Raw genomic sequence first — 26,021 nt, forward strand, 5'->3', positions numbered from 1 at the left:
CGCGCAGCGGGTGCCGCGTGTCTCCCGGGCGACTGCGTCGGCCGCCGGTGCGGAGTGGACAGGCGATCGATCGCGCACCACAGTGAGCATCTGCCGTCCTCGTTCAACCGCCGGGGTGTCCACCAGCCGATGACTGCAACCGAACCGGTACAGCCAGACGCCTTCGGATTTGCCCCGGCCTTCGCGGTCGACGAGCCCGCGGCGCACACCCTGCCTTTCGTCTTCAATACCGGTCATTCCGGGGCCGTCTACCCCCCCGACTTCATCGCGGCCTCGCGGCTCGACGCGCTGACCCTGCGCCGCTCCGAGGACGCCCATGTCGACCGCCTGTTCGCGTCGGTCGTCGAGCTGGGCGCGCCGCTCCTGCGCGCCAACTTCCCCCGCGCCTTCCTGGACGTGAACCGGGAGCCCTACGAACTCGACCCGCGGATGTTCGAGGGGCGCCTGCCGCCCTTCGCCAACACCCGCTCGATGCGCGTCGCCGGCGGTCTCGGAACGGTGCCGCGGGTCGTCGCCGACGGCCAGGAGATCTACACCCGGCGCCTCCCAGTCGCCGAGGCCACCGCCCGGATCGAGAGCCTGTACAAGCCGTATCACCGCGCGCTGCGCGGCCTGGTCCAGCGCACCGCGCGCACCCACGGCCACTGCATGCTGGTCGACTGTCACTCGATGCCGTCCTCGAGCCTCGGACGCGATCCGGACATGAAGGCCGACATGGTGCTGGGCGACCGCTACGGAACGGCGTGCGCGCCCGTCCTGATCGACGGCTTCGAGGCGGCCTTCCGGGCCCGGGGCTTCCGCGTGGTGCGCAACAAGCCCTATGCCGGCGGCTTCATCACGGAGCATTACGGCGAGCCGAATCTCGACCGCCACGCGCTCCAGATCGAGGTGAACCGCGGCCTCTACATGAACGAGGCCAGCCTCGCGATGACGGCGGACTTCCCGGCGCTGGTGGAGGCCCTGCGGGCCGTCATCGTCGACGTCGCCAAGGAGCTCGACGATCTCGTTCCCCGCCGGATGGCCGCGGAATAGCGGCCCGGCCGTACCCGTTCACGTCGAAGAACGCCGGGGTGCTGGACAGAAAAAAGGCCACTCCCGAAGGAGCGGCCCGAAGTCTAGGGAGGAAACGCCCAAGAAGGGCAGCGAGACCGCGACGCCATCGCGATCTCGCAACGCACAAAATAAAGTGCGCCGCACAAGAAGCAAGGGCAAAACATCCGTCGCGGCCGCTCTGCGCGCATACCTGAACCGCGTTCGCCGTCCGCGCCGCGCTCGGCGTCCCGTTACAGCCCGAACGACAACGAAGAACCCCGACCGCCATGACCGGCGATCGGGGTCCCGCAATCCGGATCCCTGCAACTGGGCCGAGCCGGCCAGCGGCCGGCGCTCAGCCCTGGCTCTTGAGCAGCTTCTCGATCTCGGCCCGCAGGGGACCCGCCAGTTCGTTCCGCTCCAGGGCGTAGGCGAGATTCGCCGTGAGGAAGCCGAGCTTCGAGCCGGTATCGTAGGTCCGGCCCTCGTAGCGCATCCCGTAGAATGCCTGCGACTCCATCAGGTCGATCATGGCGTCGGTGAGCTGGATCTCGCCGCCCGCACCCTTCTTGCCGTGCTCGAGGATCCCGAAGATTTCGGGCTGCAGAATGTAGCGCCCCGAGATGATGAAGTTCGACGGCGCCGTGCCCTGCTTGGGCTTCTCGACCATCCCGGTGATCTGGAACGACTGGCCGTAGGTCTCGCCGACGCTGACGATACCGTACTGGTGCGTCTCCTCGGGGGCCACCTCCTCGACGGCGATGATGTTGCCGCCGTGGCGATCGTAGGCGGCCAGCATCTGCTCCATGCAGCCGCGGCTCAGCATGTCGGGGAGCAGCACCGCGAACGGCTCGTCGCCGACGATCTCGCGGGCGCACCACACCGCATGGCCGAGGCCGAGCGGGGCCTGCTGGCGGGTGAAGCTGGTCTGGCCGGCCTTCGGCAGATCTTTTCTCAACTCCTCGTAGGCGGCCGTCTTCCCCCGCTCCTGCAGGGTGTGATCGAGTTCGAACGCGATGTCGAAATGGTCCTCGATCACCGCCTTGCCGCGGCCGGTGACGAAGATGAAGTGCTCGATCCCGGCCGCCCGGGCCTCGTCGACGACGTGCTGCACCACCGGCCGGTCCACGACCGTGAGCATCTCCTTCGGCACCGCCTTCGTGGCTGGCAGGAAGCGCGTGCCGAGGCCCGCGACGGGGAGGACGGCCTTGCGGATCGGTTTCATCGAGCGGTAACCCCGGAACTGGATGGAACGACGTGGTCAGCTGTGCGGTCAGTGAGATAGCTTAACGCGAGCCGTCGCAAGCATGTACGTCGTTAGTATGAGCTGGCGGGGCGTAAATTTCCCGTCTGCAAAAGCGTAAGCAGTTGCCGAAGCGGCGACAGTGGGGGCGAGATGGCGGTTCTGGTGACGGGCGGTGCCGGCTACATCGGCAGCCACATGGTGCTGGCGCTCCTCGATGCCGGCCATGAGGAGGTCGTCGTCCTGGACGATCTCTCCACCGGCTTCGACTGGGCGGTTCCGGAGGGCGTGAAGCTCGTCGTCGGGGACGTGGCCGACCAGGCCCTGGTGACGCAGACGATCCTTCAGCACCGCATCGACGCCCTGGCCCACTTCGCCGCCAAGATCGTCGTGCCCGAGTCGGTCGCCGATCCCCTGGGTTACTACCTCGCCAACACGGTGAAGACCCGCTCGCTGATCGAGGCGTCGGTGCGCGCCGGCGTCAAGCACGTGATCTTCTCCTCGACCGCGGCCGTCTACGGCGAGCCCGACGTCTCGCCGGTTCCCGAGGACCTGCCGCTGAAGCCGATCAACCCCTACGGCCGCTCGAAGCTGATGAGCGAGTGGATGATCGCTGACGCCGCCGAGGCGCACGGCTTCACCTACGTGGTGCTGCGCTACTTCAACGTCGCCGGCGCGGATCCGGACGGGCGGTCCGGCCAGTCGACGCCCAACGCCACGCACCTGATCAAGGTCGCCACGCAGGCGGCGCTCGGACAGCGTGCCCGGCTCGACGTGTTCGGGACCGACTACCCGACGCCGGACGGGTCCTGCCTGCGCGACTACATCCAGGTCTCGGACCTCGCCGAGGCGCATCGCCTCGCCCTCGACCACCTCCGCGCCGGCGGCGAGAGCCTGACACTGAACTGCGGCTACGGGCGCGGCTACTCGGTGCTGGAAGTTGTCGAGGTCGTGAAGCGGATCTCCGGCCGCGACTTCGAGGTACGACTGTGCCCGCGCCGGGCCGGCGATCCGGCCCAGATCGTCGCCGAGGCGGCGCGCATCCGCGAGCGCCTTGGCTGGCAGCCGCGGCACGACGACCTCGACGCCATCGTCGGCCAGGCCCTGGCCTGGGAAGAGCGTCTGGAGAAGCGCAATCGGATCTGACCGGATGCTCTCCCGCCGACGGGTCCTGGCCGCGGCGGCCTGCCTCGCTAGCGGGCAGGCCCGCGCCGAGGACGCTTTCCGGGCGTTCGTCGAGGCCCTGCGTCCGGACGCTGCGGCCCGGGGCGTCTCTGCGGCGACCTTCGACGCGGCGTTTCGCGGGATCACGGGCCCCGATCCCGGCATCCTGGCGCGCACCCGCCGGCAGAGTGAGTTCGTCCGGCCGGTCTGGGAATACCTCGTGGGCGCCGTCTCGACCGCCCGCCTCGCGCGCGGACGCGCCCGTGCGGCGGCCCTCGCGTCGACGCTGACGGCGATCGAGGGCCGCACCGGCGTTCCTGGGCCGGTGGTGATGGCGATCTGGGGCGTCGAATCGGATTTCGGAGCGAGCGCGGGCAGCGTCCCGACGGTCCGGGCGCTGGCGACGCTCGCCGAGGCGCGGCACCGCGGCAGCCTGTTCCGCGACGAGCTCCTCGCCGCGCTCACGATCCTGCAGCGCGGCGACATCGCGCCCGACCGTATGAGCGGCAGCTGGGCCGGCGCGATGGGTCAGGTCCAGTTCCTACCCTCCACCTATCTCGCCCACGCGGTCGATTTCGACGGCGACGGCCGACGCGACATCTGGACCAGCGAGGCGGATTCGCTGGCGTCGATCGCGGCCTACCTGAAGGATCTCGGCTGGGATCCGGCCCTCTCCTGGGGCTACGAGGTGCTTTTGCCGCGGGACTTCGACCTGAGCCGCTACGCGGGCGATCTCGGGAGCTTCGCCGAGCGCGGCGTTCGCCGGACCGACGGGAAGGCGCTGCCGGGAGCCGGACGCGCCAGCCTGCTCCTGCCCGGGGGGCTGGGCGCCCCGGTCTTCCTGATCACCGACAATTTCGAGGTCATCCGAGGCTACAACACCTCCGATTCCTACGCGCTGGCGGTGGGCCACCTCGCCGACCGCCTCGCCGGCGGAAATCCGCTGGCCGCGCCCTGGCCGGCCGCCGGGGCGCGCCTCGACGGGCCGGGCCTCCGTGGCCTGCAGACGGGCCTCGCGGCGGCCGGCTTCTACGACGGGCCGACGGACGGACGGGCCGGCCCGAAGTTGCGCGAGGCGGTGCGGCGCTACCAGATCAGCGTCGGGCTGCCGGCCGACGGCTACGCCACGCCGGCCCTGCTCGACCGCGTCACCGGGAAAGCGGCGCCGCGACGCTGAGCCCGGCGAGAGGTTTAGACCCGCACGTGGCTTCCACCTATAGTGGCCACGGTCCGAACGGGCCCGGTTCGGCGTGAAGCGTACGGAATGCGCATGGTCCTCGGTCGTCGGCGTCCTTCGGAACGCCCCCTCCTCCTCGCGCTCTCAGCCCTTCTGGGGCTCACGGGGCTGTCGGCCTTCGGCGGCGGTCCGGTCCGCGCGCAGTGGGGCGACAGCTACCAGCAGCAGCAGGGCGGCACCTACTACGAGGCTCCGCCGCGTCGGCGGCCGCGGGACGCCTATTACCGCGACGACGGGACGTACGGGCGTCAGCCGCGCTACGCCCCGCAGCAGGAGGCGCCGCGCCAGTTCTACTGGCCCTGGGAGGACAGGCCCCAGCCGGTGGCGCCGCAGCCGGAGCGCACCTACCGGGCGCCGCGCCAGCGCAGCAATCCGTACGCGACCGGGGAGGCGCAGCGGCCGGCCCCCGCGGTGAAGCGGCGGGTCCGTCCGGCCCGGGCGCCGACGCCGCCGAAGCCCGCGGTCGCCAAGACCGAGCCGAACGTCCAGATCGCCGTCTTCGGCGACTCCCTTGCCGACCATCTCGCCAAGGGCCTCGACGACGTGTTCGAGGACAACGCCGACGTCGCCGTGATCGACCGCGCGAAGGGCGACAGCGGTCTGGTGCGCAAGGACGTGGTCGACTGGCCGAAGGTCGCGCAGGATTACCTCCAGAGCAACGCGAAGGTGCGATACGCCCTCGTGATGATGGGCGCCAACGACCGCCAGCCGATCCGCGAGGGCGACGAGACCGTCGATCCCCTCACGGACCGCTGGCGCGCGCTCTACCGCGCGCGGGTCGAGGCGCTGGTGAAGGTCTTCACCGACCGCAAGATCCCGCTGATCTGGGTCGGGCTGCCGCCCGTCCAGAGCGAGACGCTCAGCCGGGATCTCGCGTCGCTGAACGACATCGTCCGCGACACCGTCGGCAAGGCCGGCGGGACCTACGTCGACATCTGGCCGGGTTTCGTCGACGATCGGGACCGGTACGCCGCGTCGGGCCCGGATCCGGAGGGTCAGATTGCCAAGCTCCGCACCGCGGACGGCGTCCATTTCACCAAGGCGGGCGACCGGAAGCTCGCCCACTTCGCCGATGTCGAGCTGAAGCGGCTGATGGGCGCGGTGCCGGGCACGACCGAGCCGTCGCCGACCGCGACCGTGGCGCCGACCGCGCCGTCCTCGACCCCCGGGCCCAGCCTCGACGGCACCGCGCCGGCCACCGACACCGCGGCGATCGATCGTCAGATCACCGCGATGCTGCCGAGCCTTCCCGAGCCGGCCGGCGTGCCGGCGCTTCCGGTGAAGCCCGCGGCCGGCCCCGTGGTGCCGCTGAGCCGGAGCGAGGTGTCGCCCGGCGGCGCGCTGCTCAACGGACGGCCGCGCGACCCCGACAATTCCGGGACCGTGGAGCGGACACTGCTGCGCGGCAACGCACCGATGCCGCAACCCGGCCGCGCCGACGATTTCCGCTGGCCGCCCGGCTGAGCCGGGCGGATCCTCCGCGCGCCCTCAGCGCGGCAGGACGCTGGCGCCCATCAGGGTCTCGTCGATGGCGCGCGCCGCCTGACGGCCCTCGCGGATCGCCCAGACGACCAGGGACTGGCCGCGCCGCATGTCGCCCGCCGCCCAGATCTTCGCGTCCGAGGTGCGGTAGTCCTCCTCGTTCGCCTCGACGTTGCCGCGCTTGTCGACGCCGATTCCGGACTGCTCCAGCAGCCCCTTCTGGACCGATCCGGCGAAGCCGATCGCCATGAAGACCAGATCGGCGGGCAGGACGAACTCGGTCCCGGCGATCGGCTGACGCTTGGCGTCGACCCGGGCGCAGACCACGCCGGTGAGCTGGCCCTTCTTGTTGCCCTCCAGCCGCAGGGTCGCGGCCTGGAACTCGCGCTCCGCGCCCTCGGCCTGGCTGGACGAGGTCCGCATCTTGGTCGGCCAGTAGGGCCATACGGTGAGCTTGTCCTCGCGCTCCGGCGGGCGCGGGCGGATGTCGAGCTGCGTCACCGACAGGGCCCCCTGGCGGAACGCGGTGCCGACGCAGTCGGACGCGGTGTCGCCACCGCCGATGACAACCACGTTCTTGCCCGAAGCCAGGATCGGCTGCTCGCCGTTGCCGCGCATCGGCTCGGCGCTCACGCGCCGGTTCGACTGGACGAGGTAGGGCATCGCGTAGTGGACGCCCTCGAGGTCCTGACCGGGCAGCTGCGGGTTGCGGGGATCCTCCGCGCCGCCGCAGAACATCACGGCGTCGAACTCGGCCTTGAGCTCGTCGACCGATTTCGTCACGCCGATGTTCTGGTTGTAGTGGAAGACGACCCCCTCGGCCTCCATCTGGCGCACGCGCCGGTCGATGTGGCGCTTCTCCATCTTGAAGTCCGGGATGCCGTAGCGGAGCAGGCCGCCGGCCTTCGGCTCGCGCTCGAACACGTGGACGTCGTGGCCGACGCGGGCGAGCTGCTGGGCCGCCGCCATGCCGGCCGGCCCGGAACCCACGATCGCGACGCGCTTGCCGGTGCGGGCCTGCGCCGGCTCGGGCTTCACCCAGCCCATGTTCCAGGCCCGGTCGGCGATGGCCTGCTCGATCGTCTTGATGGCGACCGGCTGGTTCTCCAGGTTCAGCGTGCACGCCTCCTCGCAGGGCGCGGGGCAGATGCGGCCGGTGAATTCCGGGAAATTGTTCGTCGAGTGGAGGTTGCGGGACGCCTCCTCCCAATCCGACTGGAAGACGAGATCGTTCCAGTCCGGGATCTGGTTGTGGACCGGGCAGCCCGTGGGCCCGTGGCAGAACGGGATGCCGCAATCCATGCAGCGGGCCGCCTGCTTGGTCAGGTCGTGCTCGTCGAGCGGGAGCGTGAACTCGCGGAAGTGCCGGACCCGGTCGGCGGCGAGCTGGTACTTCTGCTCCTGCCGGTCGAACTCGAGGAAACCTGTGATCTTGCCCATTGGTCAGCCCCTGGGCCGGCCAGTCTCTGACTGCGCTGCCCGCGTCGTCGTCTCGTGTGAGTGCGTGACCGGGCGGCTGCCCGCCCGGTCTCAGGACGTCGCCTACTCGGCGGCCACCGGCATCCGCGCCATCTCCATCTCGCGCAGGGCCCGGCGGTACTCCACCGGCATCACCTTCACGAACTTGGTGCGGTAACCGCTCCAGTCGTCCAGGATCGCCTTGGCGCGGGGACTGCCCGTGTACTTGAGATGATTGGTGATGAGCTGCGTCAGCCGCTCCTCGTCGTGCCCGGACATGTCGGCCAGGATGTCGACCCGCCCCTTGGTCTCCAGGTCGCCGTCCTGGTGGAAGCGACGCATCAGGTCGTCCTCCTCCTCGACCGGCTCCAGGTCGACCATCGACAGGTTGCAGCGCGCCGAGAACGAGCCGTCCTCGTCGAGCACGTAGGCGATGCCGCCCGACATGCCGGCCGCGAAGTTGCGCCCGGTCTCGCCGATCGACACGACCACGCCGCCGGTCATGTACTCGCAGCCGTGGTCGCCCATGCCCTCGACCACCGTGATGGCGCCGGAGTTGCGCACGGCGAACCGCTCGCCCGCGGAGCCGCGGATGTAGCACTCGCCGGCGATCGCCCCGTACAGCACGGTGTTGCCGACCATGATGGTCCGCTCCGGGGGCGCCTTCAGCGCGTCGCTCGGCCGGATGATCAGCTTGCCGCCCGACAGGCCCTTGCCGACGTAGTCGTTGCCGTGGCCGGTCAGCTCGACGGTCACGCCGGCCGCCACCCACGCGCCGAAGCTCTGGCCGGCGGTGCCTGCGAGCTTCACCACGATCGTGTCGTCGGGCAGGCCCTCGTGACCGTGCGCCTTCGCCACCGCGCCGGAGAGCATGGCGCCCGCGGCCCGGTCCGAGTTGCGGATCGTGTCGGTGATGACCACCGGCTCGCCGGTCTCGATGGCGCGCTGCGCCTTCTCGATCAGGCGCCGGTCGAGGACCGTGTCGATCGGGTGGTGCTGCACCTCCACGTGGCGGATCGCCGTGCCCTCCGCCACCTTCGGCCGGTGGAACAGCTTGGTGAAGTCGAGCCCGCGCGCCTTCCAGTGGGCGATGGCCTCGACCTTGTCGAGCACGTCGGAGCGGCCGACCGCCTCCTCCAGCTTCGTGAAGCCGAGCGACGCGAGGATCTCGCGCACTTCCTCGGCCACGAAGAAGAAGTAGTTCACCACGTGCTCCGGCGTGCCCTTGAAGCGCTTGCGCAGCACCGGATCCTGGGTGGCGACGCCCACCGGGCAGGTGTTCAGGTGGCACTTGCGCATCATGATGCAGCCGGCGGCGATCAGCGGCGCCGTCGAGAAGCCCATCTGGTCGGCGCCGAGCAGCGCCGCGATGATCACGTCGCGCCCGGTGCGGATGCCGCCGTCGGCCTGGAGGGCGACGCGGCCGCGCAGGCCGTTGAGCACCAGCGTCTGCTGGGTCTCGGCGAGGCCGGTTTCCCAGGGGCCGCCCGCGTGCTTGAGCGAGGTCAGCGGCGCCGCGCCGGTGCCGCCGTCGAAGCCCGAGATCGTGATGTGGTCGGCCCGCGCCTTGGCGACGCCGGCCGCGACCGTGCCGACGCCGACCTCGGAGACGAGCTTCACCGACACGTCCGCCGACGGATTCACGTTCTTCAGGTCGAAGATCAGCTGGGCCAGATCCTCGATCGAGTAGATGTCGTGGTGCGGCGGCGGCGAGATCAGCCCGACGCCCGGGGTGGCGTAGCGGACCTTGGCGATCTTGGCGTCGACCTTGTGGCCGGGCAGCTGGCCGCCCTCGCCGGGCTTGGCGCCCTGGGCGACCTTGATCTGCATCATGTCGGAATTGACGAGGTATTCCGTCGTGACGCCGAAGCGGCCGGACGCGACCTGCTTGATCGAGGACCGGCGCGAGCGCCCGTCCGGCAGGGGCTTGAACCGCTCGACCTCCTCGCCGCCCTCGCCAGAGTTCGACCGGCCGCCGAACGAGTTCAGCGCGATGGCGAGCGTCTCGTGCGCCTCCTTGGAGATGGAGCCGTACGACATCGCGCCCGTGGCGAAGCGCTTGACGATCTCGGAGGCCGGCTCGACCGCGTCGAGCGGGACCGGCGCGCGGCCGAGCTCGGCGGCGGACTTGATCCGGAACAGGCCGCGCAGGGTCTTGAGCTGGTTCTCCTGCCGGTTCACCAGGGCGGCGTACTCCCGGTAGCGCTCGGGCACGTTGAGGCGCACCGCGTGCTGCAGCGTCGCCACCGTGTCGGGCGTCCAGGTATGGGTCTCGCCGCGGAGCCGATAGGCGTACTCGCCGCCGACATCGAGCGCGTTCCGGTAGACCGGCGCGTCGCCGAAGGCGTCGCGGTGGCGACGGGCCGTCTCCTCGGCGATCTCCGCCATGCCGACGCCCTCGATGGTCGTCGCCGTGCCGAAGAAGTCCCGGCCCACGAAGGTCGAGTTCAGGCCGACCGCGTCGAAGATCTGCGCGCCGCAATAGGACTGGTAGGTCGAGATGCCCATCTTGGACATCACCTTCAGCAGGCCCTTATCGATCGCCTTGATGTAGCGGTAGATGATCTCGTCGTCGGTGAGGTCCGGCGGGAACTCGTCCTTCATATCGAGCAGCGTCTCGAAGGCGAGATACGGGTTGATCGCCTCGGCGCCGTAGCCGGCGAGGCACGCGAAGTGGTGCACCTCGCGCGGCTCGCCCGACTCGACCACGAGGCCGACCGAGGTCCGCAGACCCTTGCGGATCAGGTAGTTGTGCACCGAGGCCGTGGCGAGCAGAGCCGGGATCGGGATCCGGTCCGGCCCGACGGCCCGGTCGGTCAGCACGATGATGTTGTAGCCGCCGCGCACCGCCGCCTCGGCGCGGTCGCAGAGGCGATCGAGCGCCCCGTCCATCGCCGCCGCGCCGGTCTCGGCCGGGTAGGTCATGTCGAGGGTCTTGGTGTCGAACCGGTCCTCGAAATGGCCGATCGAGCGGATCTTCTCCAGGTCGGCGTTGGTCAGGATCGGCTGCCGGACCTCCAGGCGCTTGCGCCGGGAGGCCCCCTCCATGTCGAGCAGGTTCGGCCGCGGCCCGATGAACGAGACGAGGCTCATCACGGCCTCCTCGCGGATCGGGTCGATCGGCGGGTTCGTCACCTGCGCGAAGTTCTGCTTGAAATAGGTGTAGAGCAGCTTCGACTTCTCGGAGAGGGCCGAGAGCGGCGTGTCCGTGCCCATGGAACCGACCGCCTCCTGGCCGGTCACCGCCATGGGCTGCATCAGCAGCTTGAGGTCCTCCTGCGTGTAGCCGAAGGCCTGCTGGCGATCGAGCAGGCTCACGTCGCCGCGGGATTCGCGCGGCTGGACCGGGCGCAGGTCCTCGAGCACGATCTGGGTGTTCTTCACCCAATCGGCGTAGGGGTGCGCGGCGGCGAGCTCGCCCTTGATCTCCTCGTCGGAGACGATGCGGCCCTTCTGCAGGTCGATCAGCAGCATGCGGCCCGGCTGGAGACGCCAGGACTGCACGATCTTCTCGTCCGGGATCGGCAGGGTGCCCATCTCGGAGGCGAGCACCACGAGACCGTCGTCGGTGACGATGTAGCGCGCCGGGCGCAGGCCGTTCCGGTCGAGGGTGGCGCCGATCTGGCGGCCGTCCGTGAACGCCACGGCGGCCGGGCCGTCCCACGGCTCCATGAGGGCGGCGTGGTACTCGTAGAAGGCGCGCCGCTCCTCGCTCATCAGCGGGTTGCCGGCCCAGGCCTCCGGGATGAGCATCATCATCGCGTGGGCGAGCGGGTAGCCGCCCTGAACGAGGAACTCGAGGGCGTTGTCGAAGCAGGCGGTGTCGGACTGGCCCTCGTAGGAGATCGGCCACAGCTTCGAGATGTCGTTGCCGAACAGGTCGGAATCGACGCTCGCCTGGCGGGCCGCCATCCAGTTGACGTTGCCGCGCAGCGTGTTGATCTCGCCGTTGTGCGCGACCATCCGGTACGGGTGCGAGAGCCGCCAGGTCGGGAAGGTGTTTGTGGCGAAGCGCTGGTGGACGAGGGCGATCGCCGAGACGAAGCGGTCGTCCTTGAGATCGAGGAAGTAGCCGCCGAGCTGCGTGACCAGCACCATGCCCTTGTAGACGATGGTCCGGGTCGAGACCGAGACCGGGTAGAACTCCTTCACCCGCGGATCGTCGAGGCCGTAGACCTTGTTGGAGATCACCTTGCGGGCGACGTAGACCCGGCGCTCGAACGCGTCCTGGTCGGTGACCGAGGCGGGACGACCGATGAAGACCTGCCGGTGGTGCGGCTCGGTCGCCTTCACGGCGTCGCCGAGATCCTCCGGGTCCACCGGCACGTCGCGCCAGCCGAGGAGCGGCAGGCCCTCGGCGGCGAGCGCCGATTCGACGATCTCCTGGATGATCGCCCGCGGCTCCTCCGCCTTCGGCATGAAGAACTGACCGATGGCGTAAGCGCCCGCCGGCGGCAGCTCGAAGCCGAGACGCGAGCATTCCTCGGCGAAGAAGCCGTGCGGGATCTGCGTGAGGATGCCGCAGCCGTCGCCCATCTTGGGATCGGCGCCCACGGCACCCCGGTGATCGAGGTTCTCCAGGATCTTCAGGCCCTGCTCGACGATCGCGTGGGTCCGGCGGTCGTGCATGTCGGCGATGAAGCCGACGCCGCAGGCGTCGCGCTCGTGGGCCGGGTCGTAGGAACCCTGGGCTTTCGGGAGGGCGGGGTCGCGCACGATGAGCGGCATCGCGCCGCCGCGGGGGGCGGCAGCCAGGGCCGTGGACGCAGCAAACTCTTCGGCGGGCCTGCGTTGTGACATGCTTCGTCTCGTCCTTCCCTCGAACCCGTCCGCAGCCAAGAACCCGCGAGCATGTTTCATGCCCGCAAGCCGTCGGCGCCCCGCGCTCGGCCTCTTGCCGCAGGCCATCCGGCCGGTCCGGGGGGACGCGTCCGTCGGCTTGCGTTCATCGAGGACCCGGACCGCTCGAGGAGCGGTGCGCTGGCGCGCCCGTGTCCGTCTGCCGAATTTCTCGCCCGCGCGCGAGACGGCGACGGCCGGGATGCACGGCCGATGGGACAGTTGTGCTGTCCTAAGTCGCGAAACTGCCAGATTGAAGTGTTTTCAGCAAGAGACAGCGCGTCGTCACGGTGTCGCCGCTCTGGATGAGGGGCCGAGCCCCGTTCCAGGCCTCCGCAATCTCGCCCGAATCGCCGGGTCTACCGGGCGGGCCGAGCACAAGCGGCATGCGGGGCAACGACCCTGCCGGCATGGTCGAGGTCCGGGTCCACCGGCCCGGACCATGCCGGAACCGGACACTCTGCCGGGTCTCCAAACCCAGAACGCACAAGAGTGACGATGACGAGCAGAGCTTCTGCGCGCCCGCGCCCCCCCATGAGGCGAGCGCTTCGCACGGCATTTCTATCGGTGCTCGCACTTCTGGGCGCGTCCTGCGCCGCGCGCGCGCAGTTCGTCTTCGAGGAAGAGGTCCTTCCCCCGCGTGTCGTGGCCTGGCGCCTCGCCGACCGCGGGTTCAGCGGCCTGAGCCGCCCGCGCTTCGACGGTCGGGTCTACGTGGTCGACGCGGTCGGCCCCGCCGGCGCACCCGTCCGGCTGTTCGTCGATCCCATGACGGGCGCGATCGTCGGCCGCCGGCCGATCGGTGCGCCTGAGGCCGTCGCCCGGCTGGAGCGCCCGGCGCCGGGCTTCGGCTGGACCGAGGACGAGGTCGTGCCCCGCCGCGCGATGCAGCCCGTCCCGTCCGAGGAGGGTCCCGCGGTGCGTCCCCAGCGCCGGCCGGGCGGCGAAGCCCTGCGGCCGGAGGCCAACCCGGACGGCGTCAATCCCGAGAGTGCCGGCCGGACTCCGCCGAAGCGAGTCGCGCGCGGGTCGCTGGCCCGAACGCCGGAGCTGAAGACGCCGCCCCGCACGTCCCCCGAGGCGCCGGCCCCCAGGCTCGCCCCGGCCGAAACGGCCAAGGTGGACCCCAAGGCGGCAACGAACGCGGCTCCCAAGGCGGACCCGAAACCCGCGCCCGTGCCCGAGACCAAGGCGGCGTCGGTCGAGACGGCCCCCTCGCCGCCCCCGGCGGCGCAGCCCGTCGCGTCGCCGAAGCCGGCGGACGCCGCCGTCGCGGAGGCCGCCAAGCCCGCCGCGAAGGATTGGAAGGATCCGCCCACCGACAAGAAGCCGGTCCGGGTGATCGGCGGCGCGACCATCGTCCCGGGCCAGTCCGACTAGCCGCGGCGGCGCGGACCCGCGCCTCACGCGCCGTCGATCAGCCGCTCGGCCCCGGTGAACACCGTCACCGTGTCGGCCCGCGCGATGGCGCAGAGCGTCATGCCGTAGGAGCGGGCGCGGTCGAGGGCCAGGGATGTCGGCGCCGAGATGGCGACGATCACGGCCGCACCGAGCCGCGCGGCCTTCTCGACCATCTCGAACGAGCAGCGGCTGGTGATGACCAGGAAGCCCGCGTCGACCGGCGTACCGGTCCGCATCAGGGCGCCGATCAGCTTGTCCAGGGCGTTGTGGCGGCCGACATCCTCGCGCACCGCCGCGAGGCCGCCGTCGAGGCGCGCCCAGGCGGCGGCGTGGACCGCGCGGGTCTCCGCGCCCAGGCGCTGGGCACGGTCCAGATCCGACAGGGCGCGGGCGATCGCCGGCAGCGCGACACGGACCTCGCAGATCCGAGAGGGCGCGGGCGATCGCCGGCAGCGCGACACGGACCTCGGGAGCCGCCCGCCCCCCCGCCCGGGGCAGTTGCGCCAGGTCCTCGATGCCGCAGACCCCGCAGCCGGTCCGGCCGCTGATGGCGCGCTTGCGCGCCAGATGCTCCCGCAGCCGGCCCGGCGCGAGCTCGACGTGGAGGCGAAGGCCGTCCGAGCCGGCCTCCACCCGGGTCGCGCGGATCTCCTCGGCGCCGTCCACGATTCCCTCGGTCAGGCTGAAACCGTAGGCGAAATCCTCGAGGTCGGCGGGCGTCGCCATCATCACGGCGTGCGGCACGCTGCCGTAGACGAGGTTGACCGGCGCCTCGACGGCCAGGGCCCGCGTGTCCGACCTCGGCGCCGCACCCGTGTAAGCCATCACCTGCATCGGCGCCGGCACCGCGCAGGGCAGAGGAGCGGGCATGTGGCTGCCGGTATCCGTGGACATCGTGAACTCCGCTGACGTGACACGTACGCGTCGCGACGCCTCATCCCCGGCCCGACGCGGGCGGGAACGATTGTGCCGCTCCCTAGTGCGCCGGCGCCACGAGGCGCCGTCAACTGGCCGGAAAGCGCGCGATGCGACGCTTGTGCGGTTGCGCCTCGCCGGCCCTTGTGGTCTGAAGCGCCGGTCGGATAATGCCGGGTGACACAACCGGTACTCCGTCACGTCGGTACAATCCCGCACGCGTCAAGACGGGGAGGTCCGGCGGCAGCCAGACAGTTCAGGGGAGCCACGAGAGGCAGATGCGGACGGTGCGGACGATCAACCGGTCACTCTGGAGCCTCGCCGCTCTCGGCGCCTCGCTCTTCCCGTTATCCGGCGCCCAGGCCGCGGGCTTCGGTCAGCCCGTGCCGTGGGAGATGGACCGGCAGATCCCGGTCACCGAGAACGCGCGCGACATCCTGAATTTCGAGATCGGCCTGCACTGGCTGTCCCTCGCCATCTCGGTGTTCGTCCTCGGGCTCATCCTCTGGTGCGTCTACCGCTTCGGCGAGAAGCGGAACCCGACGCCGTCGCGGACCACGCACAACACCGCCATCGAGGTCGCCTGGACGATCGTGCCGGTGCTGATCCTGGTCGCCGTGGCGATCCCGTCCTTCCGCCTGCTTCGCACGCAGCTCTCGGATCCGAAGGCCGACATGATCGTCAAGGTCATCGGCCACGCCTGGTACTGGTCGTACGAGTACCCGCAGACCGAGGCCGGCGGCGGCTTCACGTTCGATGCCAACATCGACGAGGACAAGCAGCCGCGCCTGCTCCAGACCGACAACGAGATGGTGGTCCCGGTCGGCAAGATCGTGAAGATCCAGGTCACCGCTGCGGACGTGCTGCATTCCTGGGCGATGCCGGCCTTCGGCTTCAAGATCGACGCCGTCCCGGGCCGTCTGAACCAGATGTGGTTCAAGGCCGACAAGGAGGGCACCTTCCACGGCCAGTGCTCCGAGCTGTGCGGTCAGCGCCACGCCTACATGCCCATCGTGGTCCGCGTGGTCAGCGAGCAGGCCTACGCCGACTGGCTGAAGGAGGCGAAGACCAAGTACGCCCGCATCGACAACGGCACGAGCGTCGCCGAGGCGCGCTGAGCCCCGGCTGACCGAACCGCACCCATCCGATTCACAAGGCACCCGAATCCATGGCTACAGCCACAGCCCATGCCGAGGCCCACGCGGTCCACGACCACAAGCCGTCGTTCTTCGCCCGCTGGTTCCTGTCGACGAACCACAAGGACATCGGCACCCTCTACCTGCTCTTCGCCTTCTGCGCCGGCATGATCGGCGCGTTCCTCTCCTTCGGCATCCGGATGGAGATGGAGGCCCCCGGCCTGCAGTACTTCTCGAATCCCGCGACCTACAACGTGTTCGTCACGGGTCACGGCCTCATCATGGTGTTCTTCATGGTGATGCCGGCGCTGATCGGCGGCTTCGGCAACTGGTTCGTGCCCCTCATGATCGGCGCGCCCGACATGGCGTTCCCGCGCATGAACAACATCTCGTTCTGGCTGACGGTGGCGGGCTTCTGCTCGCTGCTGTGCTCGCTGTTCGTCGAGGGCGCGCCCGGCGCGTCCGGCGCCGGCACCGGCTGGACCGTCTACCCGCCGCTCTCGACCGCCGGCCATCCCGGCCCGGCCGTCGACTTCGCGATCTTCGCCCTGCACCTGTCGGGCGCGGGCTCGATCCTCGGCGCGATCAACTTCATCACCACCATCCTGAACATGCGCGCCCCGGGCATGACGCTGCACAAGATGCCGCTCTTCGCCTGGGCCGAGCTGGTGACCGCGTTCCTGCTGCTCCTGTCGCTGCCGGTGCTCGCCGGCGCCATCACGATGCTGCTGACCGACCGCAACTTCGGCACGACCTTCTTCGACCCGGCCGGCGGCGGTGACCCGATCCTGTACCAGCACCTGTTCTGGTTCTTCGGTCACCCCGAAGTGTACATCATGATCCTGCCGGCCTTCGGCATCGTGTCGCACATCATCGCGACGTTCTCGCGCAAGCCCGTGTTCGGCTACCTCGCGATGGCCTACGCCATGGTGGCGATCGGCGTCGTCGGCTTCGTCGTGTGGGCGCACCACATGTACACGGTCGGCCTGTCGCTCCAGACGCAGTCGTACTTCGTGTTCGCCACGATGGTGATCGCGGTCCCGACCGGGGTGAAGATCTTCTCGTGGATCGCCACGATGTGGGGCGGCTCCATCCGCTTCACCGCGGCGATGCACTGGGCGGTGGGCTTCATCTTCCTCTTCACCGTCGGCGGCGTCACCGGCGTCGTGCTGGCCAACTCGGCGGTCGATAAGTACCTGCACGACACCTACTACGTGGTCGCGCACTTCCACTACGTGCTGTCCCTCGGGGCCGTGTTCATCATCTTCGCCGGTGTCTACTACTGGTTCCCGAAGATGACCGGCCACATCATCCCCGAATGGGCCGGAAAGCTGCACTTCTGGCTGGCCTTCATCGGCGCGAACGTCCTGTTCTTCCCGATGCACTTCCTCGGGCTGGCCGGCATGCCGCGCCGCTACGCCGACTATCCGGACGCCTTCGCCCAGTGGCACAAGGTGTCGACCTACGGCGGCCACATCTTCGGTCTCGGCATGTTCGTGTTCGTGATCGGCGTGGTCCTGGCCTTCCGCTCGAAGGAGCGGGCCGCGGACAACCCGTGGGGCGAAGGCGCCACCACCCTCGAGTGGACGCTGTCCTCCCCGCCGCCGTTCCACCAGTTCGAGACGCTGCCCCGCATCGTCGACGAGCCGGGCGCGCACTGATAGAACCCCCGCGAGGGCCGCGTCCGCGGCCCTCGCCCTTCCCCGGAGGCCGGTCGGCCGACCTCCCGGCAAGGGCGAGCGATGAGGGCGATCCGCACGGGCCGAGGGAAACTTCCTGGGCCCCGCTCACGCCGATCCTTGGAACACGTCGAACTCGAGACACGACTCGGCCGTGACGCGCGCGGCCGGGCGCCGACACAGCAGCGGCAGACGCGATGACGAGCCTGACCAACACGATCGGACCGGACGTTCCGGCCCCGGCCCTCACGACCGCCGGCGGCGACGTTCCGGACTACTTCGCCCTGCTGAAGCCGCGGGTGATGGTCCTCGTGATCTTCACGGCGCTGGTCGGGATGGTGGTCTCGCAGGGCCACGTCCAGCCGGCCATCGGCGCGATCTCGCTCCTCGCCATCGCGGTCGGGGCCGGGGCCTCCGGCTGCCTCAACATGTGGTGGGACGCCGACATCGACGCCGTCATGAGCCGGACCGCCACCCGGCCGATCCCGTCGGGCCGGATCACCTCCGAAGAGGCGCTGGGCTTCGGGCTGTTCCTCTCGGTCGCGTCGGTGGTCGTGCTCGGCCTCGCCGCCAATCTCCTGGCCGCCGCGCTCCTCGCCTTCACCATCGTGTTCTACGCGGTGGTCTACTCGATGTGGCTGAAGCGGGCGACGGCGCAGAACATCGTCATCGGCGGCGCCGCCGGCGCCCTGCCGCCGGTCATCGGCCAGGCTGTGGTGACCGGGTCGATCGGCGTCGAGTCGCTGATCCTGTTCGCCATCATCTTCATCTGGACCCCGCCGCACTTCTGGGCGCTCGCCCTGATCAAGGCGGACGAGTACGCCCGCGCCGGCATCCCGATGATGCCGAACGTCGCCGGCCCGGCCTCCACCCGGCGTCAGATCGTGTGGTACTCCCTCCTCCTCGCGCCGCTCGGCCTCGTGCCGGTGGCCCTTGGCTTCGGCGGCCTCGTCTACGCGGTGATCGGTGTCGTGGGCGGCCTCGGCATGGTGGCTTTCAGCATCCGCGTGCTGCGGAACCCGGAGGGCGATGCCGAGCGCCGCGCCGCCATGGGCATGTTCGGCTTCTCGATCCTCTACCTGTTCGCGCTGTTCTCGGCGCTCCTGGCCGAGCAGAGCTTCGGCCTGTTCCGCCCGGTCCTGGGTTGAGCGCCATGGCGGATCCCGAGATCCAGTACCGGCCGCTGACGCCCGAGCAGGAGGCGCGCCGCCGCAAGCGCTCGATCGCGATCGCGCTGGCCCTCGGTGCCTGGGTTCTGCTGTTCTTCGTGCTGACGATCGTCAAGCTCGGGCCGCAGATCCTGAGCCGGCCGCTCTGAGGCGCTCCCGATGACCGTGCCTCCCTCACGATCGAACCGGGCCGCGACTCGCACCGCCCTCGCCTGCGCCGGCCTCGCCGTCGGCATGATCGGCCTCGCCTTCGCGTCGGTGCCGCTCTACGACGCCTTCTGCAAGGCGACCGGCTACGACGGCACGCCTCGGCAGGGACCGGCGCTGTCGGCCTCCGCGGCGCGGACCGACGACAGCATGGTCGTCCACTTCGACACGAACGTCGCGCCGGGCCTGCCCTGGAAGTTCATCCCGGAGGTGAGCAGCGTCGAGGCGAAGCTCGGGGAGACCAAGACGGTCTTCTTCCGCGTGCAGAATACCGGCAGCACGCCCTCGGCGGGTGTCGCCACCTTCAACGTCCAGCCGGGATTGATGGGCGGCTACTTCGTCAAGATCGCCTGCTTCTGCTTCAACGAGCAGACGCTCCAGCCGGGGGAGACGCTGGACGTGCCGGTGGTGTTCTACGTCGATCCGGCCGTACGGGACGATTCGAACACCGCGCATCTCTCTGAGATGACGCTGTCCTACACGTACTTCGCGTCCAAGAACGGTCAGCCGGTCAAGGCGACGGTGGCGAAATCGTCTTCTCCGGGCACGAAGGGCGATTTCTGATCGCGGACCCGTGACAACACGGGGCCGCACCGACTAAAGCTGCGAGCAAGCTTGGGCGTGGTGCGTGCCGCGCCCGGTCAAGAGCAAGCAACGAACAGCGTAAGGCCGGAAGCCGGGAACGGCGCAGGGCGCGAGGGTGAGGAGCGACGGGACGATGGCCGAGGCGCACGCCAAGAATCACGACTTTCACATCCTGAACCCGAGCCCGTGGCCGTTGATCGGAGCCTTCTCGGGCTTCCTCATGGCGTTCGGTGCCGTGTTCTGGATGAAGAGCCTCCAGATCGGCACGCTGAGCCCGGGCCCCTACATCTTCGGGGCCGGCGCGATCGGCGTGCTCTACACCATGTACTCGTGGTGGAAGGACGTCGCGCACGAGGCCAATTCCGGCGATCACACCCGCGTCGTCCAGCTTCACCACCGCTACGGCATGATGATGTTCATCGCCTCCGAGGTGATGTTCTTCGTCGCGTGGTTCTGGGCCTACTTCGAGGCCGCCCTCTACACCGCCGATCCGATCCAGGTCTCGCGCGTGGAATTCACCGGCGGTGTCTGGCCGCCCAAGGGCATCGAGGCGTTCGATCCCTGGCACCTGCCGCTCCTGAACACGCTGATCCTGCTGACCTCGGGCACCACCGTGACCTGGGCGCACCACGCGCTGATCGAGGGCGACCGCAAGGGCCTGAAGTACGGCCTCTGGCTGACCATCATCCTCGGCGTGCTGTTCACCGCCTGCCAGGCCTACGAGTACAGCCACGCCGAGTTCGGCTTCTCGGGCAGCATCTACTCGTCGACCTTCTTCATGGCGACGGGCTTCCACGGCGCCCACGTGATCATCGGCACGATCTTCCTCGCGGTGTGCCTGTTCCGCGTCTACGCGGGCCAGTTCACTCCCCGCCAGCACCTCGGCTTCGAGTTCGCCGCCTGGTACTGGCACTTCGTCGATGTCGTGTGGCTGTTCCTGTTCGCCGCCATCTACGTGTGGGGCTCGGGCGTTTTCCACGGCGGCGGCGCTCACTGAGCGCGACCATCCTGCCGCTGCATGGCGGACCTGCGAAGGGCGGCTCAGGCCGCCCTTCTGCGTTTCCGACGCCGCGCGAACCCCATATCGGGTCGGGCGACCGTGCGCGGGGCACGGGGGCCCGCGCCGAACAGGTCTGGAGTGTGCCCATGAACGACCGAACCTACGCGCCGCCGCCCCCGATCCCGACCGGCCTGCGCGGCCGGTGCCCGCGCTGCGGCGAAGGTCACCTGTTCAAGGGATTCCTGAGCCTGCGCCCCTCCTGCGAGGCTTGCGGCCTGGACTACGCGCATTTCGACGCGGCGGACGGGCCGGCCTTCTTCGTGATGTCGATCGTCGGCCTCGTCGTCGTCGGCATCGCCCTGTGGCTGGAGATCACCTACGAGCCGCCGATCTGGGTGCACGCCCTGGTCGCCCTGACGCTCTCGGTCGGGCTCAGCCTCATCCTGGTCCGACCGCTCAAGGGTCTGCTGATCGCCCTGCAGTTCAGCAACCGGGCCGAGGAAGGGCGATTCAAGCCGTGACAGCGACCGGACCGCGCCGGGCGGCTTGGCGCGACCTCGTCGCGCCGGGACTGGCCTCGCTGATCGCCCTGGCCATCCTGCTGGGCCTCGGCACGTGGCAACTCGAGCGCAAGGCCTGGAAGGAGGATCTCATCGCCCGGATCGTGCGCCAGAGCCGCGCCGAGCCGGCACCGCCGCCGCGAGCGGACGCCTGGGATCCGGCGCGCGACGAGTTCCGCCACGTCCGTGTCACCGGCCGGTACCTCAACGATCGGGAAACCCTTGTCCACGGATTGGCGGCCGGTGAGACGCCGGGCCGCGCCCTGCAGGGCTACTACGTCCTGACGCCGTTCCGCCGGGACGACGGCGGCGTCGTGCTGGTCAACCGCGGTTTCGTTCCCACCGAGTTGAAGGCGCAGGGCGATCGCCGCGACGGGCTGATCGACGGGCCGACGACGGTCACCGGCATTCTCCGCGCGAGCGAGGCCCGGGGGATGTTCGTGCCGGAACCGGATCCTGCCCGCGGGGAGTGGTTCAACCGGGACATCGCCGGCATCGCGGAGGCGCGCGGCCTCGGGCCGGTCGAGCCCTACCTGATCGAGGCCGACGCCGTGCCCGGGCAGACGACTTGGCCGCGCGGTGGCCAGCTCCGGGTCGACCTGCCGAACAACCATCTGCAATACGCGTTCACGTGGTTCGGCCTCGCGGCCTGCCTGATCGGCGTGTTCACGGTCTTCGCGTGGCGCCGCCTGCACGATTCGCCCGCGGCCGGCGCCGCCTAGGATAAAGCCGCTCGCGCAGGGTCTCGGCGAAGAACAGGTTCGCCGGGATCGGCCTAAAAACGGCAGCCCGTTCCTTTGACCGACGGCCGTCGCTTCGGAATACTTTCGGTGTTCTTGAGCGATCGGCCGCGGTCTGCATAGTGTATTCAGTTCGCGGCGATCATCCGAAGACGCCACGGCGCCTGGGCGCCGTGCAACTGAGGTAATGCCGGATGACCAGCCATCTCGCCGACGCGGCGCGCGAGCCGATCCGCTTCGCCTACTGGGTGCCCAACGTCTCGGGCGGCCTCGTGATCAGCAAGATCCCCCAGCGCACGAGCTGGGATGCCGAGTACAATCGGAAGCTGGCGCAGATCGCCGAGGAGGCGGGGTTCGATTACGGGCTGACGCAGATCCGCTTCACCGCCGGCTACGGTGCCGAGTACCAGCACGAATCGGTCGCCTTCAGCCACGCGCTGCTGGCCGCGACCACCAAGCTCAAGGTGATCGCCGCGCTCCTGCCCGGCCCGTGGCACCCCACGCTCGCCGCCAAGCAGATCGCCACGATCTCGCAGCTCACCGAGGGCCGCATCGCGGTGAACATCGTGTCGGGCTGGTTCTCGGGCGAATTCCGGGCGATCGGGGAGCCCTGGCTCGACCACGACGAGCGGTACCGCCGGTCGGAGGAGTTCATCCGCAGCCTGCGCGGGATCTGGACGCAGGACAACTTCACCTTCCGCGGCGACTTCTACCGGTACAGCGACTACACGCTGAAGCCGAAGCCCGCGCAGCCGCTGCCCGAGATCTTCCAGGGCGGCTCGTCGCGCGCCGCGCGCGACATGGCGGCCCGCGTCTCGGACTGGTACTTCACCAACGGCGGCACGCCGGAGACAATCCGCGCCCAGGTCGACGACATCCGTGCCAAGGCGGCCGCGACCGGCAATCATCCCCGGATCGGCGTGAACGCGTTCGTCATCGCCCGCGACACCGAGGCGGAGGCCCGGGCCGTTCTCCAGGAGATCATCGACAATGCAGATCCGGACGCCGTGAAGGCCTTCGGCCACGAGGTGAAGAACGCCGGCAAGGCCTCGCCCGAAGGTGAAGGCAACTGGGCGAAGTCGAGCTTCGAGGACCTCGTCCAGTACAATGACGGCTTCAAGACCGACCTGATCGGCACGCCCGACCAGATCGCCGAGCGGATCCTGGCGCTGAAGGACGCCGGCGCCGACCTCGCCCTGCTGGCCTTCCTGCACTTCCAGGAGGACGTCGCGTATTTCGGCGCGCACGTGATCCCGCGGGTCCGCGCCCTCGAGGCCGCCCGCGACCGGCGCGCCGAGGCGGCCTGAGCGCCGTCCGCCGAACCGATTCCCGACAGACCGGAGTGAGCCATGAACATCGCCGTCGATGCGCGCACGCTCGAGCCGGAGCGCCCGCCGGGCGTACCCGGCCCCGCCCGGCCGCCCTCCCCCGCCCACGTGATCCGCGACGACGCCGAGGCGCTGGACGTGGCTCGCCGGCTCGCGGCCGAATTCCGGGCCGGCGCCTCGGAGCGGGACCGCCACGCCGTGCGGCCGCTGGCGGAGCTCGACGCCTTCTCGCAGAGCGGCCTCTGGTCGATCAACGTGCCGCGGGCCTACGGAGGCCCCGACGTCTCGTACCGGACGCTGGCGCAGGTCATCGCCATCGTGGCGGCCGCGGATCCGGCCATCGCACAGATCGCCCAGAACCATCTCGGCATCCTGGCGGCCATCCGGACCGTGTCGGACGAGGCGCAGAAGCACCTGCTGTTCGGCGAGGCGCTGCGCGGCACGCGGTTCGGCAACGCCTTCTCGGAGCGCGGCACCAAGCGGGCGTCCGATTTCGAGACGCGCTTCACGGATGACGGCGATCACGTCGTCGTGCGAGGGCAGAAATTCTACGCCACCGGCGCCCTCCTCGCGCATCGCGTGCCGATCGTCGCCCTCGATCACGACGGGCGCGCCTGGTACGCCATCGCCGAGCGGGACGCGCCCGGCCTCACGGTGATCGACGACTGGTCGAGCTTCGGCCAGCGGGGCACGGCGAGCGGGACCGTGCTGGTCGACGACGTCCGGGTGCCCAAGACCCATCTGGTCCCCGCCTGGAGGGGCTACGCGGCCCCCACCGCCGACGGCGCCGTGTTCCAGATCATCCAGGCGGCGGTCGATGCCGGGATCGGCCGCGAGGCGCTGGACGACACCGTCGCCTTCGTCCGCGCGAAGGCCCGCCCCTGGGTCGACAGCGGGCTGGAGCGGGCCGCCGACGATCCCTACACGATCCAGGCGATCGGCGATCTGACCATCCGGCAGCACGCCGCCGAGGCGCTGCTCGACCGCGCCGGTCTCGCCCTCGACGCGGCCGTCGCGCGGCCGGATGCCGAGGCGGTCGCGGCGGCGCAGATCGCCGTCGCCGAGGCGAAGGTGCTGACGACCGAGGTCGCCCTGGCGGCATCGAACAAGCTGTTCGAGCTGTCGGGCACCCGCTCGACCCTGGCGGCCGAGAATCTCGATCGCCACTGGCGGAACGCGCGCACGCACACGCTGCACGACCCGGTCCGCTGGAAGTACGCGATCGTCGGCAACCACGCCCTCAACGGCGTGAACCCGCCGCTCCACGCCTGGAGCTGACCGGCGGCGCTACAGCACCGGCAAGCCCCGCGCCTTGGCCTCCTCGCCGGGCTCGACGTGGATCGTCACCACCGCCCCGGGGATCGTCGTCTCGAGGGCGGTCTCGAGCCGGTCGCAGATCGCGTGGGAATCCTCGACGGTCATCGTGCCGGGGACGACGAGGTGGAAATCGATGAACGTCGCCTGCCCGGCGGAGCGCGTGCGCACGTCGTGCGCCTCCAGCGCGCCCTCGCCGTGCTGCGAGATGAGTGACCGGATCTGGCTGACCATATCGGCCGGGGCTGCCCGGTCCATGAGTCCGTCCACCGATTCCCGGACCATGCGGAAGCCGGACCACAGGATGTTCATGGCGACCAGCCCGGCCACCACGGGATCGAGGACCGGGTAGCCCGTCACCACCACGGCGCCGACGCCGGCGAGGACGCCGCAGGACGTGACCACGTCGGCGAAGACGTGGCGCGCGTCGGCGATCAGGGCCGGCGACCGCCACCGCCGGCCCCAGCGCATCAGCGCCGCCGCCCAGACCGCGTTGACGATCCCGGCCGCGAAGTTGATCGCGAGGCCGACCGCGGGCGCGTCGAGGGGCTTCGGGGCGAGCAGCCCGAAATAGGATTCGCGCAGGATCAGCAGCGCCGCCACCACGATCAGCGCGCCCTCGATCACCGCCGAGAAGAACTCGGCCTTGTGGTGACCGTAGGGATGGTCCTCGTCGGCCGGGCGCGCCGCCACCCGCAGGGCCACGAAGGCGCCCACCGCGGCGACCACGTTGATGATGCTCTCCAGCGCGTCGGAGTAGAGCGCGAGGCTGCCGGTGAGCCAGGCCGCGTAGAACTTCATCGCCGTGACGGCGAGGCCGATGCCCGCGCTCAAGAGGGCAGCTTTCTGGGTGCGGTCCATGGTTCGCGCCGTTGGGGTGACGCCGCGCCCATACGGCACCGGCCGCGGCCAAGGCCACGGCAAAGGTTCGACGCCGTCGAAAACGTGTTAGCCGCGGCTAAGTCTCGGACGCGCCGCCCTTGTCCCGGGCGGCCTCGCGGAGGCGGCTCGGCTCCGCCCTGGCGCGCGCGGCCTCCGCCTTGCGCAGGTAGCGGCGGCGCTGCCAGGCGNTGCCAGGCGAAGCGCGCCGCGGCGGCGAGGGCCTCGAGCCGCGCGGCCTCGCGCTCCCAGTACCCGATGAGCTGCCCGTCGAGGGTGACCCGCCGGGGGCGCGCGCGGGGCGTCACGCGTCTTGCCCCCGCGACGCGAGCGGCTCACCCGTCTCGGCCACGACCAGCGCGTCCGGATCGCCGCGGAAGCTGCCGGCGCCGGTATCCGGAACCGGGATGCCGGGGCTGCCGAAGGGCTGGCTCGGATAGGCCGATTCGAATTTCGCGCGAGCGGTGTCGGGATCCTCGGCCTTCAGAACGATCTCGGGCGTGCCGGGGAGCGGCCAGCGGGGATCGGCGGCGTCACGGGGGCGAACGGCGTACCATGGCATGGATCGGGGGCCTCGCGTCTCGGTGACGCTGGAAACGGACGCGCTCCCCGGCGGTTCCGCGGTTGAAACCGCGTGCCGTTCGGTGCAGGCA

At 70.2% G+C, this 26,021-nt stretch carries 20 protein-coding genes and 1 pseudogene; 15 read left to right on the forward strand and 6 right to left on the reverse strand.

The window, feature by feature from the left end; genetic code table 11:
- The first annotated feature begins 129 nt into the window (after positions 1 to 129).
- The gene (locus MMR14E_RS06430) at positions 130 to 1,032 is read left to right on the forward strand and encodes an N-formylglutamate amidohydrolase (RefSeq protein WP_331313343.1); all 903 of its coding nucleotides are present in this window, start codon (positions 130 to 132) and stop codon (positions 1,030 to 1,032) included.
- A gap of 355 nt (positions 1,033 to 1,387) precedes the next feature.
- On the opposite strand, the gene galU is transcribed toward MMR14E_RS06430, so the two are convergent.
- The gene (gene galU, locus MMR14E_RS06435; protein ID WP_331313344.1) at positions 1,388 to 2,257 is read right to left on the reverse strand and encodes a UTP--glucose-1-phosphate uridylyltransferase GalU; all 870 of its coding nucleotides are present in this window, start codon (positions 2,255 to 2,257) and stop codon (positions 1,388 to 1,390) included.
- A 171-nt stretch (positions 2,258 to 2,428) separates the two neighbouring features.
- Here galU and galE point away from each other — a divergent pair, with 171 nt between their 5' ends.
- The 3 genes from galE (at position 2,429) to MMR14E_RS06450 (ending at position 6,140) form a co-directional block, all read left to right on the forward strand.
- The gene (galE, locus tag MMR14E_RS06440; protein ID WP_331313345.1) at positions 2,429 to 3,421 is read left to right on the forward strand and encodes a UDP-glucose 4-epimerase GalE; all 993 of its coding nucleotides are present in this window, start codon (positions 2,429 to 2,431) and stop codon (positions 3,419 to 3,421) included.
- Between the two features lie 4 nt (positions 3,422 to 3,425).
- A complete protein-coding gene (locus MMR14E_RS06445; RefSeq protein WP_331313346.1) occupies positions 3,426 to 4,616 on the forward strand; it encodes a lytic murein transglycosylase in 1,191 nt (396 codons plus the stop codon).
- A gap of 93 nt (positions 4,617 to 4,709) precedes the next feature.
- Positions 4,710 to 6,140 carry a DUF459 domain-containing protein gene (locus tag MMR14E_RS06450; protein WP_331313347.1) on the forward strand — a complete coding sequence of 477 codons (1,431 nt, stop codon included), beginning with the start codon at positions 4,710 to 4,712 and terminating at the stop codon, positions 6,138 to 6,140.
- A 24-nt stretch (positions 6,141 to 6,164) separates the two neighbouring features.
- On the opposite strand, the gene MMR14E_RS06455 is transcribed toward MMR14E_RS06450, so the two are convergent.
- On the reverse strand, positions 6,165 to 7,598 hold the full coding sequence (locus tag MMR14E_RS06455) for a glutamate synthase subunit beta (RefSeq protein ID WP_331313348.1): 1,434 nt from the start codon (positions 7,596 to 7,598) through the stop codon (positions 6,165 to 6,167).
- A 102-nt stretch (positions 7,599 to 7,700) separates the two neighbouring features.
- Positions 7,701 to 12,416, reverse strand: coding sequence for a glutamate synthase large subunit (gene gltB, locus MMR14E_RS06460; protein ID WP_419539308.1), 4,716 nt, complete (start codon positions 12,414 to 12,416; stop codon positions 7,701 to 7,703).
- Between the two features lie 606 nt (positions 12,417 to 13,022).
- Here gltB and MMR14E_RS06465 point away from each other — a divergent pair.
- Positions 13,023 to 13,835, forward strand: a complete 813-nt coding sequence (locus tag MMR14E_RS06465) for a hypothetical protein (protein WP_331313349.1) — start codon at positions 13,023 to 13,025, stop codon at positions 13,833 to 13,835.
- 23 nt (positions 13,836 to 13,858) lie between these two features.
- Here MMR14E_RS06465 and fdhD read toward each other — a convergent pair.
- Positions 13,859 to 14,681: pseudogene (gene fdhD / locus MMR14E_RS06470) on the reverse strand (formate dehydrogenase accessory sulfurtransferase FdhD).
- Between the two features lie 368 nt (positions 14,682 to 15,049).
- On the opposite strand from fdhD, the gene coxB reads away from it, so the two are divergent.
- The 10 genes from coxB (at position 15,050) to MMR14E_RS06520 (ending at position 24,453) form a co-directional block, all read left to right on the forward strand.
- Positions 15,050 to 15,889: a cytochrome c oxidase subunit II gene (coxB, locus tag MMR14E_RS06475; RefSeq protein WP_331313350.1), complete on the forward strand. Its 840-nt coding sequence runs from the start codon at positions 15,050 to 15,052 to the stop codon at positions 15,887 to 15,889.
- Positions 15,890 to 15,939: 50 nt separating this feature from the next.
- Complete coding sequence (ctaD, locus tag MMR14E_RS06480) at positions 15,940 to 17,568, forward strand: cytochrome c oxidase subunit I (protein ID WP_331313351.1); 1,629 nt, start codon at positions 15,940 to 15,942, stop codon at positions 17,566 to 17,568.
- Positions 17,569 to 17,783: 215 nt separating this feature from the next.
- A complete protein-coding gene (locus MMR14E_RS06485) occupies positions 17,784 to 18,734 on the forward strand; it encodes a heme o synthase (RefSeq protein ID WP_331313352.1) in 951 nt (316 codons plus the stop codon).
- A gap of 5 nt (positions 18,735 to 18,739) precedes the next feature.
- Positions 18,740 to 18,904, forward strand: coding sequence for a hypothetical protein (locus tag MMR14E_RS06490; protein WP_273561921.1), 165 nt, complete (start codon positions 18,740 to 18,742; stop codon positions 18,902 to 18,904).
- Between the two features lie 10 nt (positions 18,905 to 18,914).
- On the forward strand, positions 18,915 to 19,526 hold the full coding sequence (locus tag MMR14E_RS06495) for a cytochrome c oxidase assembly protein (protein WP_331313353.1): 612 nt from the start codon (positions 18,915 to 18,917) through the stop codon (positions 19,524 to 19,526).
- A 154-nt stretch (positions 19,527 to 19,680) separates the two neighbouring features.
- Positions 19,681 to 20,544, forward strand: a complete 864-nt coding sequence (locus MMR14E_RS06500) for a cytochrome c oxidase subunit 3 (RefSeq protein WP_331313354.1) — start codon at positions 19,681 to 19,683, stop codon at positions 20,542 to 20,544.
- Between the two features lie 149 nt (positions 20,545 to 20,693).
- Entirely contained in the window at positions 20,694 to 21,068 is a 375-nt protein-coding gene (locus MMR14E_RS06505) for a DUF983 domain-containing protein (protein ID WP_331313355.1), read from the forward strand.
- On the forward strand, positions 21,065 to 21,829 hold the full coding sequence (locus MMR14E_RS06510) for an SURF1 family protein (RefSeq protein ID WP_331313356.1): 765 nt from the start codon (positions 21,065 to 21,067) through the stop codon (positions 21,827 to 21,829). Before MMR14E_RS06505 ends, MMR14E_RS06510 begins: the two co-directional genes overlap by 4 nt.
- A 212-nt stretch (positions 21,830 to 22,041) precedes the next feature.
- Positions 22,042 to 23,154, forward strand: coding sequence for a dimethylsulfone monooxygenase SfnG (sfnG, locus tag MMR14E_RS06515; RefSeq protein WP_331313357.1), 1,113 nt, complete (start codon positions 22,042 to 22,044; stop codon positions 23,152 to 23,154).
- A 42-nt stretch (positions 23,155 to 23,196) separates the two neighbouring features.
- A complete protein-coding gene (locus MMR14E_RS06520) occupies positions 23,197 to 24,453 on the forward strand; it encodes an SfnB family sulfur acquisition oxidoreductase (protein WP_331313358.1) in 1,257 nt (418 codons plus the stop codon).
- A 9-nt stretch (positions 24,454 to 24,462) separates the two neighbouring features.
- Here MMR14E_RS06520 and MMR14E_RS06525 read toward each other — a convergent pair whose 3' ends face one another.
- Both MMR14E_RS06525 and MMR14E_RS06535 read right to left on the reverse strand, forming a co-directional pair.
- Positions 24,463 to 25,350 (reverse strand): cation diffusion facilitator family transporter, encoded by an 888-nt coding sequence (locus MMR14E_RS06525; protein ID WP_331313359.1) that lies wholly within the window; start codon positions 25,348 to 25,350, stop codon positions 24,463 to 24,465.
- 322 nt (positions 25,351 to 25,672) lie between these two features.
- Complete coding sequence (locus MMR14E_RS06535) at positions 25,673 to 25,930, reverse strand: hypothetical protein (RefSeq protein WP_331313360.1); 258 nt, start codon at positions 25,928 to 25,930, stop codon at positions 25,673 to 25,675.
- Positions 25,931 to 26,021 lie beyond the last annotated feature (91 nt).

This window comes from Methylobacterium mesophilicum, assembly GCF_036441335.1.
GTDB lineage: Bacteria > Pseudomonadota > Alphaproteobacteria > Rhizobiales > Beijerinckiaceae > Methylobacterium > Methylobacterium mesophilicum_B.